General features: G+C 41.1%; 13 protein-coding genes. 7 read left to right on the plus strand and 6 right to left on the minus strand.

Translation table 11 applies throughout. The features are described 5' to 3' along the window. The first annotated feature begins 144 nt into the window (after positions 1-144). A complete protein-coding gene (locus C1E24_RS04715) occupies positions 145-999 on the plus strand; it encodes a MurR/RpiR family transcriptional regulator (protein WP_138479211.1) in 855 nt (284 codons plus the stop codon). Here the strand turns inward: C1E24_RS04715 and C1E24_RS04720 are convergent. Further along, positions 996-2144, minus strand: a complete 1149-nt coding sequence (locus tag C1E24_RS04720; RefSeq protein WP_138479213.1) for an exo-beta-N-acetylmuramidase NamZ family protein — start codon at positions 2142-2144, stop codon at positions 996-998. The genes C1E24_RS04715 and C1E24_RS04720 overlap by 4 nt on opposite strands. 55 nt (positions 2145-2199) lie before the next feature. Between C1E24_RS04720 and C1E24_RS04725 the strand changes: the two genes are divergently transcribed. Further along, the gene (locus C1E24_RS04725; RefSeq protein ID WP_138479215.1) at positions 2200-2475 is read left to right on the plus strand and encodes a SelT/SelW/SelH family protein; all 276 of its coding nucleotides are present in this window, start codon (positions 2200-2202) and stop codon (positions 2473-2475) included. 21 nt (positions 2476-2496) lie between these two features. Here the strand turns inward: C1E24_RS04725 and C1E24_RS04730 are convergent, their stop codons facing one another. Then, the gene (locus C1E24_RS04730; protein WP_138479217.1) at positions 2497-5400 is read right to left on the minus strand and encodes a sensor domain-containing protein; all 2904 of its coding nucleotides are present in this window, start codon (positions 5398-5400) and stop codon (positions 2497-2499) included. Positions 5401-5524: 124 nt separating this feature from the next. On the opposite strand from C1E24_RS04730, the gene C1E24_RS04735 reads away from it, so the two are divergent. Continuing rightward, positions 5525-6142, plus strand: a complete 618-nt coding sequence (locus C1E24_RS04735) for a chemotaxis protein (protein WP_138479219.1) — start codon at positions 5525-5527, stop codon at positions 6140-6142. Beyond that, on the plus strand, positions 6139-6870 hold the full coding sequence (locus C1E24_RS04740) for an MBL fold metallo-hydrolase (RefSeq protein ID WP_138479221.1): 732 nt from the start codon (positions 6139-6141) through the stop codon (positions 6868-6870). Before C1E24_RS04735 ends, C1E24_RS04740 begins: the two co-directional genes overlap by 4 nt. A gap of 99 nt (positions 6871-6969) precedes the next feature. On the opposite strand, the gene C1E24_RS04745 is transcribed toward C1E24_RS04740, so the two are convergent. The 3 genes from C1E24_RS04745 to C1E24_RS04755 are packed head-to-tail and all read right to left on the minus strand — an operon-like array spanning position 6970 to position 10561. Next, a complete protein-coding gene (locus C1E24_RS04745) occupies positions 6970-7320 on the minus strand; it encodes a VOC family protein (protein WP_138479222.1) in 351 nt (116 codons plus the stop codon). 36 nt (positions 7321-7356) lie between these two features. Beyond that, a complete protein-coding gene (locus tag C1E24_RS04750) occupies positions 7357-9858 on the minus strand; it encodes an ABC transporter permease (protein ID WP_138479224.1) in 2502 nt (833 codons plus the stop codon). After that, positions 9848-10561 (minus strand): ABC transporter ATP-binding protein, encoded by a 714-nt coding sequence (locus C1E24_RS04755; protein ID WP_138479226.1) that lies wholly within the window; start codon positions 10559-10561, stop codon positions 9848-9850. Before C1E24_RS04755 ends, C1E24_RS04750 begins: the two co-directional genes overlap by 11 nt. On the opposite strand from C1E24_RS04755, the gene C1E24_RS04760 reads away from it, so the two are divergent. Further along, positions 10560-11183 (plus strand): arylesterase, encoded by a 624-nt coding sequence (locus C1E24_RS04760; protein ID WP_138479228.1) that lies wholly within the window; start codon positions 10560-10562, stop codon positions 11181-11183. The two genes, C1E24_RS04755 and C1E24_RS04760, sit on opposite strands and share 2 nt — an antisense overlap. Positions 11184-11205: 22 nt before the next feature. Here C1E24_RS04760 and C1E24_RS04765 read toward each other — a convergent pair whose 3' ends face one another. Then, positions 11206-13608 carry a hybrid sensor histidine kinase/response regulator gene (locus tag C1E24_RS04765; protein WP_138479230.1) on the minus strand — a complete coding sequence of 801 codons (2403 nt, stop codon included), beginning with the start codon at positions 13606-13608 and terminating at the stop codon, positions 11206-11208. Between the two features lie 268 nt (positions 13609-13876). Here C1E24_RS04765 and C1E24_RS04770 point away from each other — a divergent pair, with 268 nt between their 5' ends. Continuing rightward, on the plus strand, positions 13877-14812 hold the full coding sequence (locus tag C1E24_RS04770; protein WP_240721945.1) for a cytochrome-c peroxidase: 936 nt from the start codon (positions 13877-13879) through the stop codon (positions 14810-14812). After that, positions 14799-18026, plus strand: coding sequence for an EAL domain-containing protein (locus C1E24_RS04775; protein ID WP_240721946.1), 3228 nt, complete (start codon positions 14799-14801; stop codon positions 18024-18026). The genes C1E24_RS04770 and C1E24_RS04775 overlap by 14 nt, the downstream gene beginning before the upstream one ends. Positions 18027-18101: the final 75 nt, after the last annotated feature.

Consider the following 18101-nt stretch of genomic DNA (forward strand, 5'->3'; position numbering starts at 1 on the left):
AGCTTTTGCGTTTTAAGAAAAAACACGTATGTGACACTTTCACCAAAAGTGGTACACTATATCGAAAATAACAACAATAAACGTACTACCTTTTTTGAGATAAAACCCTATAATAGGTACAACGTTATCTAAGAAGTAAACATCATGTCATCATTTTCGAAAATTAAAGCCTTATTGCCTCAGCTTTCTACCAGCGAAGCCAAGCTAGCAAATTTTGTTCTAGACAACGCACAGCAGATCAGAACACTATCATCTATCGAGCTTGCTCAAGCTGCAGGCGTGAGTCAATCAAGTGTCATCAAGTTTTCGCAAAAACTAGGCTATAAGGGCTTTCCTGCCTTTAAACTGGCTATCGTCGATGACCTAAACTTACAAAGCTTAAAACAACTTAATACGAATGAGCGACTACCGACAAACAGCGACGATCCTATTGCTGATTTGGCAGCTAAACTGATCCAACGTCAAACCACGGTTTTAGAGGAAACATTACAATTAAACCACAGCGAAGATCTTAATCAGGTTATTGCAAAAATCAAAAGTGCACGCAAAATTTTGATTTGTGGTATTGGTAGCAGCAATCTAGTTGCAAATGACTTTGCTCTGAAACTACAACAAATTGGCTTACCGGCGCTATCACAAGTGGATGAGATCAGTGCATCGGCTTATTTAGCAACCATGCATAAAGACGACTTGTTTATTGCGATTAGCACATCTGGCGACAGTAAGAGTATAGTGACATTAGCAGAGCAAGCTGCAAAGAATGAATGTTGTGTAGTCTCAATCTCTAAATACGGAAACAATGCATTAACTGAGCAAGCTGAATTAAACCTGTTTACTGCTTTCGAAAAAGAACCTGTAGAACATGTCGGTATTCTCACTCGTACCGCAAGCACACTGATCACCGATGTGTTATTTTTGGGCTTAACCCAGTCTCACAGTCGTTGGCAAAAGCGCGCTAGCCTTGCCACAGACAATATGCGTGCGATTCGTCACAACTAACGCTCATAAATCAAATAAGGTTGGCGGCGCAACTTAAAGTGTTTAAGTTCAGGCTGCCAGCTTTTTTCAATCACAGTTAAAGACTGCCCGGACAGTATCGCTTTTCTTAACTTATCAGTGCCAGCCAGCTTATCCATAAACTTTGGATATTTAAAGAACACCTTATTTTCTAACTTAAATTTATTGTAAGCGCCCACAAACCAAGCTAAGTCAAACCCAGTGCCTTGATGAGTTCTTAGGTCTTTACCATAAGCGACTGTGTCTTTTAGTTTTGGATTTAGTGCAGCACCCGGCGTCGAGACGGGCGTAAATTGAAACTTGCCCAGCTTCACGTCATTGTGACCGAATACTTGAAATGGAAAATCGGTACCACGGCCAACTGATACGGGTGTCGCTTCAAAAAAGCACAACGAGGGATAAAGCGCTATAGATTGACTATTCGGCAAATTCGGACTTGGCTTGATGGGTAGCTCAAACGGCTTTGATAAGTCGTAATCAGATACTGCGACCACGGTTAATTCAGGTTGATTTTCAGTGTTTAGCCATCCCTCTCCCACTATCATCTTTGCCAGCTCTCCAACTGTCATGCCATGCAATACTGGGATTGGGTGCATACCAACAAATGATTGAAACTCTGGCTCTAAAACTGGCCCATCAATTAAGTTGATGTTTGGATTAGGCCTATCTAGCACGATGACCTTTTTACCGGCTTCAGCGGCAGCTTCAAGTACATAATGCATGGTGCTGATATAAGTGTAAAAACGAACGCCCACGTCTTGAATATCAAAAATAATGACATCCACATCAGCCAAATCAGTTAACTTTGGTTTTTTCGATTTTCCATATAAAGAAATAATTGGCAAACCCGTTTTGCCGTCTATTTGATCATTGATCTTAGCACCTGCGTCCTGTTTTCCGCGAAAGCCATGCTCCGGAGAAAATACTTTTTTCACGTCAATTTGCTTCTCTAATAGCACATCAAGCAAGTGCTGCTCATTTATCTGCGCTGATTGATTCACAACTAAGGCAACGCGTTTGTCTTTTATTAATGGTAAATATGTTTGCACTTGCTCCGCACCGACTTCTAGTGCTTTTAATAAAGGACTAAATAACAAGATGAAGATCAATAATAGCTTGGCTTTCACAACAAAACCCTTTCAGACATAATATGTGCATCATACCAATTTGCGCTAAAAAACAATGAAAAAACCGACCATTACCATACATTACTGTGTTTTATGCCAATGGCTTCTGCGAAGCGGGTGGCTTGCCCAAGAATTACTCTCAACTTTTAGTGATGATTTACAGCAAGTCGCTATTGCACCAGCTTCTAAAGGTGTGTTTGAAATTTACTACAATGACGAGTTAATTTGGTGTAGAAAACAAGATGGCGGTTTTCCTGAGGCAAAAGAGCTAAAACGCCGTGTCAGAGACAAACTCGACCCAAGTAGAGACTTAGGGCATATAGACAAATAGCATAGCTTAAGCTCAGCCTAATTAAGTCATCTTTCTGTGTATTTGGCTCATCACTGTGCCCAGCTCAACCATATTACTAATTGTATCTATGGGCATAGGCTTGGCAAAACAATACCCTTGAAGTTGGGAACAGCCCGCATCAGCTAATCGCTTTGCCTGCCCGCAATACTCAACACCTTCAGCAACAGTACTTACCCCTAAACTTTTCGCCATGTTGATGATCACCACAGCCAAATCATCATCTTCGCTTTCAAAATTAAGATCATCGACAAATTTTTTATCTATTTTTAGCGTGTTAAACTTCAAATGCTTTAGGTAAGTTAAACTCGAATAACCCGTGCCAAAATCGTCGATAGCGACACTGAAGCCCTTTTCTTGCAAAACCTCTAAAGATTGTCGCATCTCATCTAAATTTGCAATCAGCGATGTTTCTGTTATCTCAAGTTCAATATTTTTAGGGGGTATTTGATATTTATCTAGTAAAAGCTCAAAGTCACACAAAAAGTCATTATCTAATAGCTGCTCCGCCGTTAAGTTAATACTGAGCTGCAAACTCACCGATGTTGTTATCCAGCGCACTAACGACGTCATGGCTTTTTCTAATAACTGCAGCGTGACTTTATTCATCAACCCCGCTTCTTCAGCAACAGCAATAAACTCATGGGGCCCTTTTAACTTTTCCTGAGTTTGCCAGCGAGCGAGCATTTCAAGCTTCTCCAGTGCAAAACTCTTCGCATTGACGATAGCCTGAAAGTAAGGCTCGAACTGACCATGCTTGAGACCCTGAACCAACTCAGCTTCTCGTTCTATACGTTGCTCGACCTCTTTGTCTAATTGGGAGTTGTAAAACTGGTAATTACTTTTATTGACCTTTTTAGCTCTATACATAGCCGTATCAGCATGCTTCATCAGCATTTCAGAGTTAGTACCATCATCAGGATAAACAGCAATCCCAGCGCTCAAGGTCACATTCAGTTGAATACCTTTTAACTCGTACTCGCCGCTACAAGTCAGTAATACTTTCTCAATCACTGTATGGATGTGTGCACGTTCTTTAATACTGTCGACCAAAATTACGAACTCATCGCCGCCCATACGCGCTACTGTATCGCAGCTTCTTAAGCCTCGGTTTAATCGATGTCCAACCTCTTGTAGCAACATATCCCCAGCATCGTGACCCAATGAATCGTTAATATTTTTAAATTTATCAAGGTCAATAAAAATGACAGCAAATGAATGTTGATTTCTGTCTGCACGTTTACAAGCTTGCGCCAACCTATCTTGTAATAACAAGCGATTGGGTAAGCCTGTTAAAGCATCATGATGAGCCAGATGATTCATTTTTCGAGTCATCATTCGAGACTCTGTGACATCTTGAAACACCATGACAGAGCCAATGATTTCACCTGATTTACTATAAATTGGTGAGATAGAGTCTTGAATAGCAAACACCAAGCCCAAATGATTCTTAATACAAGTAAGTTCAGGTAACCCTAATGTCGCACGCTGCCTCATACAATGATCTGTCACTTGATCAATGGGCTCCAAGGTTTCCTCATTGAATAAAGGCATAACCTCAGAAAATGGCTTACCCTTCACTTCTTTAGTTAATTTCGCCAAAACCGCTTCTGCAACGGGGTTCATATAGGTAATTCGGCTGGCTTTGTCGGTACAGATAACACCATCACCGATCGAGCTTAAGGTGACTTCTAACAGCTCTTTTTCTTCAGACAGTGCTTGGGTTAGCATCAATTTGTCAGAAATATCCTGGAATGAAATGATTGTTTGTGTATGTGTGTCTTTGTCATCTATCACATCTGCAAATAGACTTAATGACAGCTTTCTTTGTGAGAAAGTCGTTAGTTTCACTTCTGGTAAATAAAAATGTGACAGCCCTTGTGCACCACATTTCAGTAAATCACTGGCATTTTCTTCGCTCAAATACTCGCTCAGATAACGCCCTTGTAAGTCTTCGAAATCACATTGCATGGCATCTAAAAAACCCTTGCTTGCATGAACAATTTGCCCTTGTTCATCAATAGTGACTAACATTACCTGACTGTACTCGAAACTATGCTGAAAACGCGCATGCTCCAATAAGACAGTTAACAAAAATAAAGATGTACACACTGCAAAAAGTAACTCAACACTGCCATTTATACCTAAAGGCGAGATTTGCTGGGCGTGCTCCGATAGAACTATCATCGAAGAAAACAGCATCGCCAACACCACATTTAGCGAAGCAAACTGTTTGCCGTTTAACAGCAAACGACTGGCAATAAAGAGCAACAAATTAACCAAGAAAAAACTACTTAAAGAAAATAAGGCTATCGGCATTGTCGCTAAACATACTGCACATGCTAGCAGCCAAGACCTAGAAAATACTTGGCCCTCTTGCTCTTCATCATGAGACAAAATGTGTGAAGCAAATAGCAATATTGAGAAGGCTTGTAGTAAATGTTCTACCTCTGGTTCCATACCGATAAAATAAGCGCTTCCCTTAGATAAAGCTAACGCTACACTGACAAACGACACCACACCTATAAGGTATGCAAGCGCAAGCCGCTTTAGTCCAACACTCTTTATTTTATAGTGACGAATTTTTCCAGCTAGGAAATAAACCTGTCCCACGATCAAGAGATGAAATGCCACATTAATAATGAGTGACTGAGGCAGAGACAATAGCCACATACTCGCGCTAAGCAAAGTCGCTAATGCAGGAAAAATAAAACGGTTTAAGCCTTGCCAAAAACGATGAGCAATTAACAAGCAAACAATATCTGCCAAGATGATTAAGCTTGGAGAGGTAGGATCAGCTAGAGCAAAGGTTTCACCCAATAAAGCTGAACTAAAATAAACAATAAACACAATAAGAACTGTTAAAACCATGTTGTTGCGATGCATCCATTCTTCCCAAATCAACATTGACCAACTTTAAGTGTTTATGATGAAGCTCAAATAATCAAGGTAACTTAGCAACTATAATAAAATCTAGAAACTTTTGAATTTATTATCTATGCTCAATAAAAATATTCATCAGAGCGAAATAATGCTTAAAGCTGCTCAATCAACTGATGCGGTTGGAAATTTTATCCGTGTTGCCAATATCATTGCCAACTTAGATATCATCTTAACCGAGGCAAAAAACCTATCACTCACCGCAAAGAATGCGCGCGTTGTTGCGCTACGTGCTGGCGATTCGGCGTTTGGTTTTAAGCCCATTACCAATTTTATTGATGAGTTTTCAGATCAAACCATCAAAACGACAGCCGAGATCTCTACCTTATCTAATCAGCTTTTTACCTTGGCACTTGCCGTGGTTCGATGTAGTAACTTCATAAACCATATTCAAAAAGCAAAGAGCGCCTCTAGCGATAAAACCTTAGACTCACTGCTCTCAACTGGCTGTGATGACCTTATGGTTAAGTCTAAAGCCCTAGAGCACGCGATTTTTAATTTAGAAAGCTACTTTGAAGACATACAAAAACAAATGCGAAGTGCCGAATACATTGCTGTTACGAGCCGTGTAGAAGCCTCAAATGCAGGAGATTTCAGTGAAAGCCTGCAAGGGGTTTCTGACTTTATAGCCAGTGCTGCCAAAAGAATTAAAGCAGCTGTGACTGATAACCTCAGTGAAATATCAAAATTAAGAGGAGTGATGCGTTGAAATCAACCGAACTATACTCAAGTACGAGTCACACATGGATAGTCATGGGGCGGGATGAGAGCAAGCCAGAAAAAATCATCGATACCAACCAATATCTAATAAAAAGTGCACAAGATGCGATAATTCTTGATCCTGGCGGCGTCGAACTATTCTCCCCCATGTTGGCCAGTATTTTAAAACATGTTGACCTTGAGCACGTCACAACCTTGTTTGCCTCTCACCAAGATCCTGACATTATCTCGTCACTGGGACTTTGGGATAAAACAATTCCAAACGCCAAGCTTCATGCCCCTTGGTTATGGGAAGGCTTTATACGCCACTTTGGTATGGAAAATATTGAATACGTGCCAATTAAAGATGAAGGTGGTGAAGTCAGAGTCGGCTCTGCCACATTAAAGTTTGTGCCCGCTCATTACTTGCATTCATCGGGTAACTTTAATGTTTATGACCCGCAAGCAAAAATACTGATGAGTGGTGATATTGGTGCCTCTTTAGAGCACGGAGAAGTCCCTATTTTTGTCGAAGACTTTGCTGCACATGTAAAACATATGGAGTACTTCCATCGTCGCTGGATGCCATCTAATAGCGCCAAAAACAATTGGGTTGCACGGGTAAAAGAACTCGATATTGAGATGATGGCACCGCAGCATGGTCGCATTTTTAAGGGTGAAGCTGTACAAGAGTTTTTGGAGTGGTTTGCTAAATTAGACGTAGGTATCGCTTCTTAGAAGCTCAGTCATACAACACTTTAAAGCATAAAAAACCCAAACATCACGTTTGGGTTTTTTAATTAAAACGATTAATAGAATCGTGAATGAATGGTTTAGTTACTTATCAGACCAAATTGCCAGCTCATTACCACTGGGCTCTAAAAAGTGAAAACGTCGCCCACCGGGAAAAATAAAAATGTCTTGGCAAATTGTCCCGCCCGCCTTTTGCACTTCCTCCAAGCTGCACTCTAGGTCTTCACTGTATATCACCACCAGTGCACTACCAGAATTAACATTCGCCATCTTGTCAGCTTGATAGAAACCGCCCTCTAAACCTGAACCACTAAAAGCAATATATTCAGGGCCATAAGGGGTAAAATCCCAACCAAAGACACGATGAAAAAACGCCTCGGTACTACCTAAATCCTTCGCTGCAAATTCGACATAATTAATAGCATGATGTTTCATCTTTCAATTCCTTTAATAATTCAAGTAACTTACAGTTTAAGCCAATGAACGTAGCAATTTTTGGGTATTCTGACGCATGGTTTTTGCTACCATAAAATAACCAATGAATGCCACAAAGCTCGCACCTGCTAACGGTCCTAAAATCCAAATATAAGGGTGTAAACGGCCATCAACACCAAATAGCTGCTGCTGAATAACTAACAGAGCAATATCACTCACCAGTGCAGCAACTACGCCAGCTATCGCACCTAGTAATAAAAACTCATAAAGTGTCGCAAGTTTAATTAAACTGCCTTTAGCACCGAGAGTTCTTAATATCACTACTTCTTGCATACGCTCAGCAAGACTAGCTTGAACTTGAGAAATAAGCACAAGCGCGCCACTAAACAACACAATCATAAGCACAAAACCTATCGCTAATGACACTTGGGATATCATCGATTGTGCCTGTTGAATACGGTTTTTGATATCAATCATGCTGATTGTTGGGTACTGCTGTAACAGCTTGCTAATCCCTTCGGTATGTTGTGCTTCAAGCTTCGCAGCACTGAAGTAAGTAACTGGAATTTTACCGGCAAAATTAGGACTTAAGATCATCACAAAGTTTGGCTTGAGCGTACCCCAATCTACGGTTCTGAAACTGGTTACAGTTGCCGTGAATTTCTGTTCATTAATTAAAAACTCTATTTCATCACCCAGTTTTAAATCAAGGCGCTCTTTCCAGCCATCGAATACAGAAACTTCTAAACGCTCTGAGTCGCTAAACCATTCACCTTCAACGATTTCATTGCCTTCTGGCACTTCGTCTAACCACGTTAAGTTAGGCTCACGGTTAACCCCTTGGCGGGCATTCTCGTCTTGCTCTTCACCTTCTTGCTTAGATACGCGACGGGCAAACTCTTCACCATTCACCGCGTTCACACGGGCATTAAATACCGGGAAAAATGCTTCATGTGTGATTTGGTTCTCGTCAAAATACTGCTTAATGGGCGAGATTTCATCTTCAGCAATGTTGATTAAAAACATATTCGGCGCATCTTCTGGCACCTGCATCTGCCAATCTGAGATCATGTCGTTTTTCAGTACCACTAAAAACAGCATCAGCTTGATAGCAAGCGCAAACGTGATCAATTGCACCGCATTGGTGTTTGCGCGTTTTTGCAGTGTTGCAATTGCAAGCGACCAGCTAGAGCCTGGGCGAAGACCTAGTTTACGACCTGCAGCGAAGATTAAGCGAGAAATACCAAACAGCACGCCAATCACCAGTAAAGTAGATACAAACAGCACAAGTGTTGTGATGATTTGCCCGCTAAACAGCCACATTAAGACGAAAATAGTCAAAATCGACACACCTATATGCACTTTACTCAACGCAAGACTATCGCCTAAATTACGACGTAAAACGCGCAGTGGCGGAATATCAAATAAATCTAACAACGGCTTCAGCGAGAACATCAAAGCACATACAAGACCTATAAATACCGCTAATAACCAAGGCTTAGCCCCTGCTTCTGGCAATGTAGTATCCATAAAGTTGGCCAGATAATCTGCAGCAACACTTTGCAGCACAGAGCCAATAACCAGACCTATCACAATCGAAAATAACGTCACCAAAGTTAAGTGAGTAAGAAAGATTTTGCGCACTGTTGCGCGGCTACCACCTAAGGTTTTCATCATAGCTACCGGGTCGTATTGGCGCTCACAATAACGCTTGGCTGAAACCGCCATAGCCACTGCCGCTAGCATAATCCCAAATAAACCTGCAAGTAATAAGAAACGTTCTGCACGGGCTAAATTCTCGCCAAGTGGCGATTGCCTATCTTTGATCCCCTGCCAGCTTTGATTCGGTTTTAGTTGCGGTTTTAACCAAGCATAGTAATCAACTAAAGCTTGCTCAGAGCCCGAAAATAATAAACGGTGGAATACACGGCTGCCCGGCTGTACCGCTTGCGTTCTTTCGATATCAACATAGTTCAGCAAAACGCGCTTGTTACCCGCCAAAGAAAACAAAGGCGCATCAGGTTCACTCATGAGCACTTTAGCCACGGTAAATTCACCTGCACCAAGCTCAACAGTATCACCCACTTTTAAGCCCATGCTGTAAAACAAGCCTTCACTTAGCCATAAAGTGCCCGGATCTGGTGCGCCGCGAATTGGGTAACTTTGACCTTCCAGATTATCTTTTAACTCGACTTGACCTTTTAGTGGGTAAGCACTAGATACTGCTTTTACAGAACCAAGCACCAGCTCGTCATTAGCAAACAACATAGAATCGAAAAACAGCATTTCTGCTGTTTCTAAGCCAAACTCTTCTGCGGTTTTTTGTACGATTGGTTCAAACTCATGGTTACTTGAAAGACGGCGATCAGCAGCAATAAAATCTGCGGTTTTTTGCTCTATGTTTAAACCGATTCGCTCCGTCACCGATGCCAAACTAAACACTGTCAGCACTGCAAGCGCAATCGCCGCAAAAATAATGCTCAGTTCACCGCGTCGAAATTCTCGAGAGAATAACTTAAACGCTAATTTAACCCACATTCGCAGTCACTCCTTCTCGAATTTGCTCCAACATACCGCCTTCAATATGAATAATACGATCACACTGCTGAGCCAATTGCTCATCATGGGTGACAAGAATAAGCGTTGTACCATTTTGTTTATTTAAATCGAATAAGAGGTTTTCAATAATATGACCGTTCTTAGTATCTAAATTAGCCGATGGCTCATCTGCAAAGAGAATTTTCGGGGTGCCAATAAAAGCTCTTGCGATGGCGACACGCTGCTGCTCACCACCAGACAACTGCGATGGATAATGGCCTAGACGGTGCTCTAATCCTACTTTTTTGAGTAATTCTACGGCTTGCTCTTTGGCACTGTGATCGCCTGCAAGCTCAGCGGGTAACATCACATTCTCAAGCGCCGTTAAGCTCTGTACTAACATGAAAGATTGAAAGACAAAGCCGACTTTTTCGGCACGAATTCTTGCTCTTTGCTCCTCGTCTAGCTTACTTAATGCTTCACCGTCCAAGTGCACATCACCGCTACTGGCAACATCAAGACCGGCCAACAAACTGAGTAAGGTAGACTTACCTGAACCCGACGCGCCGACAATCGCAACTGACTCACCGGGCTTGACAGCAAAATTGATATCACTAAGGATAGTAAGCTCACCTTCAAGGGTGTTTACGCGTTTGCTGAGTCCCTCGACATTTATAATATTCAACTGAGAAAGTACCGACATGTTACGAGAATTCCTTAAGTTAGCTGTATTTCTTGCATTTTCACTTATTTCTTCTACGAGTTTTGCAAAAGACAAGATCATGATCATTGGAGATAGCTTAAGCGCTGGCTACGGGCTTGAACAAGAGCAAGCATGGGTTTATTTGTTACAAAATAAATATAAACAAGAACAAAGCGATATCGAAATCATCAATACCGCCATTAGCGGCCAAACAACCGATAACGCGATTTTGAAAATAGATGCGTGGTTACAGGCTCACAAGCCTACTCATGTATTAGTTGAACTAGGCGGGAACGATGGTATTCGCGGCTTTCCAGTGAAAATTCTTCGTAAAAACCTCACCACCCTCGTTGAGAAAAGCCAAGCGGCGGGTGCTAAAGTCGCCGTGATGGCCATTCAAATTCCGCCTAATTTAGGTCCTCGTTACACCAAGATGTTTGCAGACACCTACAAAAAGGTAACTGACACAACAGACAGTTATCTAATGCCATATTTTATGGTTGAAATAGCAACAGATAAGTCATTGATGATGCAAGATAACCTTCACCCGAATGCCGAAGGACAGCCGATTATTCGTGATTTTATGTATCGTGAATTCAATACTTGGTTAAAACAAAATTAGTGGCCTATACACCTATTACACATCAAGTACTTTTGTGATCTAACCAGCGGGATAGTGTGTTGCATAACTTGACTATCTCGACTGGTTTAGCGATGAAGTCATCCATTCCTGCTTGAAAACAACTTTCCATATCAGATTTTTGCGTATTCGCGGTTAACGCAACAATAGGTAAGTTTTGCCATTTAGCTTGTTGGCGAATGAGTTTCGTTGTTTCAAGACCGTCCAGCTTAGGCATCTGCATATCCATTAATATTAAATCAAAAGACCTTTGCTCGAGAATATCTAAAGCAACTTCACCATCTTGTGCGAGTACGACTTGCAATCCAACTTTTTCTAGTAATGCTTTGATAACAATTTGGTTAACTGGGTTGTCTTCAACGAGCAGAATATCGCCATTAAGCTTAGGTAAGCTATTCTCCAAGGGCTCTGGTGGGGTTTCTATTGATTCTGTTACAGCAACGCGAATCGGGATAGTAAAAGTGATCTTCGTCCCCTTTGCTGGTTCAGACTCAAGTTTTATGTTTCCTCCAAGCAAGCTGACGATTTGTTTGCAAAGGCTCAGCCCCAGGCCTGTCCCACCAAACTGTCTAGAATGGCTCTCATCAACTTGCGAAAACGGCTCAAATACGTGTTGCTGCTCACCGCTATCAATCCCAATACCCGTGTCTTCAACACAAATAGATAATTCAGAAACGCCCTCTTGCGAGCCAGTATCAATATGAATAAAGATGTGACCTGACTCTGTGAACTTTATGCTATTACCAATTAGATTTACTAATAACTGCTCCAAACGAATTTTGTCTGTTTCAATAAAATCAGGTGCCCCTTCACCCCAACAAGCCTTAAATTGAATATACTCTTTGTCAACCATTGGCGAGAGCATGTTGATGACATGCTCTACAGAGCCTTTCAGAGAAAAAACCGTATTCTCAACCTTTTCACTACCCGCCTCTAACTTAGCTATATTTAGAATGTTATTGATAATTTCGAGTAAATGTTCGCTCGATTTTATGCCAATATCTAAATATTCTTGCTGCTTTCCAGACAAAGGCTCCTCTAACTTAAGTAAATTTAACGTACCGAGGATCCCATTCATCGGAGTTCGAATTTCATGACTCATATTCGCCAAAAATCGGGATTTCACATTCAGCGCATCTTGCGCTTGATCAATCGCTTTTTGTAACTCTTCAGTGCGACTATCTACTCTGCGTTCAAGCTCTGCATTGCGCAAAAAAACTTGCTCTTTCATTACCATAAAAGCACGTGCTAATTGTCCAATTTCGTCCTTTCCTTTGGTGTTTACTTTAAAATCATAATTCCCCTTTGAAATACACGTAGCGGCATTGATAAGTGAATTAATAGGTTGATAAAAACGGGTTGATAACCACCGAGCAAGAAAAATAAGCGCCAGAATCAAAATACATAAAATCCCCCATAGCTGCATTTGCAGCGCTTTTACAGGTCCAAAAATGACTTCATTTGGTAATACCACGGCAATGGCATATCCCGTGCTGGGAATAGGTGAGTAAAAGTAGTGTTTATTTTGCTTTGATATCGGATCATAAACCTCTCTAACGCCACTATGGCCTGCAAGCATGTGAAGCCCTATCTCCTGAAGTTGCGGGTCAGATTCTTGGGTGATTTTTTTTCGAATACTGATCTTTTCACCAATATCATTGAGTACCCATTTGTTATTTTCTGACTTTAACTGTATCACTTTGTCAGGCTCCCAGTGATACATATAAATACCACTTTTTGAAACCAGTAAGAACTTTGCTTCAGACCAAAAAGAACTCATGACCTGACTTTGTACTTGCTCTACTAATCGGTCTACCTCTTGCCATGGCACAGCTCCACCTAGCAAGCCGACCAAATTTGAACTTTTATCAAAGATAGTGCTCGCAATGACAATTTGTCTAACGCCAGTAGTATAAGAAATCATAGGTTCCGATACATAATTAACCTCTCTTTCTGCTTCATTAGCGCCGACTGTTGCTTGCCAGTAGTCTCTTTTAATGATTGTTTTAGGCGTGGCTGATGGTGATTTGTCATCAGATGTTCGACGAAAACCTTGGTAAGGGTTCCCGCCTTCTGTATTGTAAAAAGTACCATCAAGTGTACCCACAATAAATTTTTCAAACGAATGCGTTTGCCGAAGCTTTTCTGCAATTAAATATGAACGCATCGATGCAAAGTCCATAGATTTAACTCGAGGATCTTGTGACATCAATGCAACTTCGGCCACTTTAGCGACAAAATACTGCTCAAATACTGCCGCTACGTTTTGAGATTTAGCTTGCGCAGCATCTAGACTAAATCGCCGAGCTTGCTGGCTGCTATGGGAAATAACCACCACAAATACAACCAACAATGGCAGTAAAGAAGATAAGAAGAATACTAAGGTCAAACGAGCTTTTAATCTCATACAAAACAAGCAAATGAATCCAACTCTTTTAACTGTAGACTACGAATAATGGAAAAACTCAAAAGCTCGCGAATATTCAGTTATTAACAATGCACTCCAGATTAATTTAAAAACAATACAAAAGGATTAAATAGTCTTGTTGTGGTTAATCATTTTTCAGTTTCTTAACCCACATCAAAAACCTAAAACAAAACCAGTGCTAATTTTCACTTAGATTATTTGTGATAAGTAGCTCGTTATGACTTTAACTCGGTCGTTTGTAGTTTTAATGTCTGTTTTATTTTTTAACCTGTCATTTGCCAAAGAGCCAATTACACCCATTGTGACGCCTTCCCATTTAAATAAAGAAAAAATAGCTTTGGGTAAAGCCCTTTTCTTCGATAAGCGTCTATCTAAAAATGATGAAATTAGCTGTGCAAGCTGCCACCAGCTTACGACTAATGGCGCTGACAACAAGGCGTTGTCTGATGGCGTAGATGGCCAGAAAACCACAGCTAAAACGCCTACTGTGTACAATGCGGTCTTTAACATTCGACAGACTTGGAGTGGCGCTCGAACTGATTTATTTGATCAAGTCGATGCACCAATTACAAATCCGAAGGAGCATGGCACGACTTGGGCTAAGGTCATCGCAAAGCTGTCGGCAGATAAAAAGCTAGCGACAAAGTTCAAGCGAATTTATCACTCTCCCATCAGCCAACAAAACATTCAACATGCCATTGCTGAGTTTGAACAATCTTTAGTGACGACTAATTCACCTTTTGATCGTTGGTTACAAGGCGATCAGAACGCCATTGATAGTAGAACAAAGCAAGGTTATCAACTATTTAAGCGCTATGGCTGCATTAGCTGCCACCAAGGTAGAAATGTCGGTGGCAACATGTTTTCAAAAATTGGCCATTTTGGTGATTACTTTCAAGACCGTGGCGGTGAAATCACAGAAATCGATTTAGGTCGCTATATGGTGACAAAGAACCCTTATGATAAACATGTTTTTAAGGTTCCAAGCCTCAGGCTAAGCAGTTTACAAACACACTTTTTTCACGACGGCAGTCAAAACGATCTCAGTGATGCCATTAGAGTAATGGCCAAATATCAATTGGGTCGTGCTATACCTGAACAAGATATTCAATCAATTCGTGCTTTTTTAACTAGCCTAGTCGGTCAGCATCCGGAATTAATGAGTCCTTATGAAGCAGAGTAGTTTTTTTAGTAAAATAATTAACTTGTCCATATTTTTTATGCTGATTTGGGTCGCTTATGCACTAATCAGTAGTGCGCAGGATGACAATAAAGCGCATCAAAACAGAGTTCAGTTTTTATTCTCAAGTAATGCCGTTGATGCACAGCTCAATCAATTTGCGTTAAAAATCATTGCCGTAGATATGCCGGAATATGATGAACTTGTCACGCTGACGCAAAGGCTGGATAGCCTTAAGTCTCTTGTTAACTCTCAGCACTCGCCTTTTGCAGCCACAACCTCAGACTTGCAGCAAAAAATATCTCATTACTTTGCACTCATTGATGACAAAATGCTGCAACTAGAGCGCATAAAAACTGCAGCCTCTTTGATGCGCAACACCTTACTTTACTTACCTCAGTTGAATAAAGAGCTACAACTCCAAGGCAGCAAAGACGCATTGATTGCCCAGCAGTTATATAGCGACGTGTTGTCGTATAACTTTTATGCTGATGAAGTAAAGCTGGTCGAAATACAAAGCAAACTAGAAGTTATTGGCGATAGAAAGCAAAGCCCATTAATTAAAAACTTAAAACAACACTTACAGGTTCAGCTAGTACAACAACACGATTTAAAAAACCTTTACAACGCCTTTGTCGCAACCCCCAGTAAACCGGCTTTTAACACGCTCAATAGTAGCTACAATCAGTATCACTTAGAGAAACTTCAAAGCAGCAAAGAAAATCGTCAACTGACTTTAATACTCAGTGCAGCGCTGTTGCTCGCCCTGATCATTATTTACAGACGTTTAAACCATGCCCGATTTAGCGCCTTTAGATCTGGCAAGTTACTAAAAGAAGCACTCACGTCCATTGAAGAAGGATTTGCGCTGTTTGATAAAAATAACCAGTTGGTGCTTTCGAACACAAGTTGGTTTAATCATCATGAAATAGACCCAGATAATGCCCCAAAAACGCTTGAGCAATGGCAAACATTACAAAGCAATCAACTCATCAATCAAATTGAATCACATAATCAAACCTTGCATTGCAGCTTGGCTGGCAAATGGATCAGAACCACACTAAACCAAGCGCATGATGGTGCGATGGCGTGTGTCAGTGTCGATGTCACCTCATTTAAACACGCTGAAGCGACCTTAAAAAAGTGGGGCCATGCCATAGAGCAAAGTCCAGTATCTATCGTTATTACCGACACCCGTGGCAAAATTGAATATGTGAACCCTAAATTTGAGCATATTACCGGTTATCAATTAGAAGAAGTGCAAGGCAAAACCCCAAGGATCTTAAGATCACAAGTGACCACCACTGACTACAGAGCACTTTGGCTAGAATTAAAAGAAAAAGGGCAATGGCGCGGTGAATTCCATAACCAGAAAAAAAATGGCGAACACTATTGGGAGCAAGCAAGGATCTCAGCGATAAAAGACCAACAAGGCGAGGTCACACACTATATTGCTGTAAAGGAGGACATCACAGAGCAAAAACACGCCCATGCGAAATTAAAAACGGCAGCAGCGGTGTTTAATGCCACCCAAGAAGGGATTATGACCACCAATAGCGAGCTCGAAATTACTGCTATTAATCCAGCTTTCACACGCATCACAGGTTACAGTGCTGTCGATGTATTAGGCAAAAAACCATCAATACTCAGTTCAGGCAAGCATGATAAAGCTTTTTACGAAAAAATGTGGCAAACCCTCAAAGAGCAAGACCAATGGGCTTCTGAGATTTGGAATAAACGCAAAGACGGCTCACTTTATCCAGAATGGCTTTCAATCAGTGCAGTGCGTGATGAAGACGGTCATATTCAACAATACATTGCGGTAATTTCAGATATTACGGAGCGTAAAACACAAGAAGAAAAGATCCAGTACCAAGCCTACTACGATGCGTTAACAGGCCTGCCTAATCGCAGCTTACTGCTAGAGCGTATTTCACAGAGTTTGCTGTATAGCGAACGCTATAAACAACTGAGCGCTTTATTATTTATCGATTTAGACCGATTCAAACGTATCAACGATACCATGGGCCATGAAGCTGGTGATGCGCTGTTAATTGAGGTGTCAGCACGATTAACTCAAATCGTACGTAAAAGCGATACAGTGTCACGATTCGGTGGCGACGAGTTTGTGATATTACTCAATAACATCGCATCAATAGAGCATTGCACGACCGTGGCTCAAAAGATTATCAATGAGCTATCTAAACCCTTTATGATCCATGGCTTTGAAATTTTCTCAGGGGCTAGCATAGGGATCACTTTGTTGCCTGAAGACGCTGACAATGCCAAAGAATTACTCAGACTGGCTGATTTAGCCATGTACAAAGCCAAAGAAAATGGCCGTAACCAGTTCCATTTTTTCGCAAAAAGTATGCAACAGCAAGTTAATCGTCGTGTTGAATTAGAGCACAAACTCCGTAATGCCATTAAGAATCAAGAGTTAAGCCTTTTTTATCAACCAATTGTTGATACTCAAAGTGCCTCTTTGTATGGTGTTGAGGCACTGATGCGCTGGCAACTCAGTGATGGCAGCTTTATTTCTCCAGCAGAATTTATTCCAGTAGCTGAAGAAAGCGGGCTCATCAGTGAAATGGGCGAGTGGCTCATAAAACAAGCTTGCTCAGATATTCAGTCACTCAATTTAAATTGCAACTGCCAGTGTATGCTCTCGGTTAATGTCTCTAGTCAACAATATCGCTTAGGGTTTAATGCTGAAATACTCTCAACGATTCTCAAAGATACGCAATTTAATGCCAACTTATTAAATTTAGAAATAACCGAAAGTATCTTACTTGATAACGATCAAGCCGTGATGAATTGGCTACAAGACTTAAGAGCCACAGGGGCACAGCTTGCCATTGACGACTTTGGTACAGGTTATTCATCGCTTAGCTATCTTCGCCGCTTCCCGATAAACACCATTAAAATCGACCGCAGTTTCATTTCAGATCTGACTGCCAGTGAAGACTCCGCAGTACTGGTTAAAGCGATTGTCTCAATGGCTGACAGTTTAAACCTTAAAGTCATTGCTGAAGGGGTCGAAAACAAGGTGCAATTAAAGAGCCTTAACGACTTAGGCGGGCAATACGTACAAGGTTATTTTTACGCTAAGCCGCTGCCGATAGAAGCGCTACAAACTTGGGTAAATGAACACATTTGTCGTTTTTGTTGCAAGAAAAGTAAGTTGATAGAAAGCCAATGTGATTTTGTAATATAAATAACTGTAGATAGATAAGTTGAATTTGAAAAAAACGGATAAATAGGAAAAGCAAAGCAATAAAAGTAACTTTAC

Source organism: Pseudoalteromonas phenolica, from assembly GCF_005876835.1.
Classification (GTDB): domain Bacteria; phylum Pseudomonadota; class Gammaproteobacteria; order Enterobacterales; family Alteromonadaceae; genus Pseudoalteromonas; species Pseudoalteromonas phenolica_B.

Bases quoted from the DNA above. Each gene is read 5' to 3' on its own strand.
- C1E24_RS04715 (WP_138479211.1), top strand. From the start codon at position 145: ATGTCATCATTTTCGAAAATTAAAGCCTTATTGCCTCAGCTTTCTACC.
- C1E24_RS04725 (WP_138479215.1), top strand. From the start codon at position 2,200: ATGAAAAAACCGACCATTACCATACATTACTGTGTTTTATGCCAATGG.
- C1E24_RS04730 (WP_138479217.1), bottom strand. From the start codon at position 5,400: ATGTTGATTTGGGAAGAATGGATGCATCGCAACAACATGGTTTTAACA.
- C1E24_RS04735 (WP_138479219.1), top strand. From the start codon at position 5,525: ATGCTTAAAGCTGCTCAATCAACTGATGCGGTTGGAAATTTTATCCGT.
- C1E24_RS04745 (WP_138479222.1), bottom strand. From the start codon at position 7,320: ATGAAACATCATGCTATTAATTATGTCGAATTTGCAGCGAAGGATTTA.
- C1E24_RS04750 (WP_138479224.1), bottom strand. From the start codon at position 9,858: ATGTGGGTTAAATTAGCGTTTAAGTTATTCTCTCGAGAATTTCGACGC.
- C1E24_RS04760 (WP_138479228.1), top strand. From the start codon at position 10,560: ATGTTACGAGAATTCCTTAAGTTAGCTGTATTTCTTGCATTTTCACTT.
- C1E24_RS04755 (WP_138479226.1), bottom strand. From the start codon at position 10,561: ATGTCGGTACTTTCTCAGTTGAATATTATAAATGTCGAGGGACTCAGC.
- C1E24_RS04765 (WP_138479230.1), bottom strand. From the start codon at position 13,608: ATGAGATTAAAAGCTCGTTTGACCTTAGTATTCTTCTTATCTTCTTTA.
- C1E24_RS04770 (WP_240721945.1), top strand. From the start codon at position 13,877: ATGTCTGTTTTATTTTTTAACCTGTCATTTGCCAAAGAGCCAATTACA.
- C1E24_RS04775 (WP_240721946.1), top strand. From the start codon at position 14,799: ATGAAGCAGAGTAGTTTTTTTAGTAAAATAATTAACTTGTCCATATTT.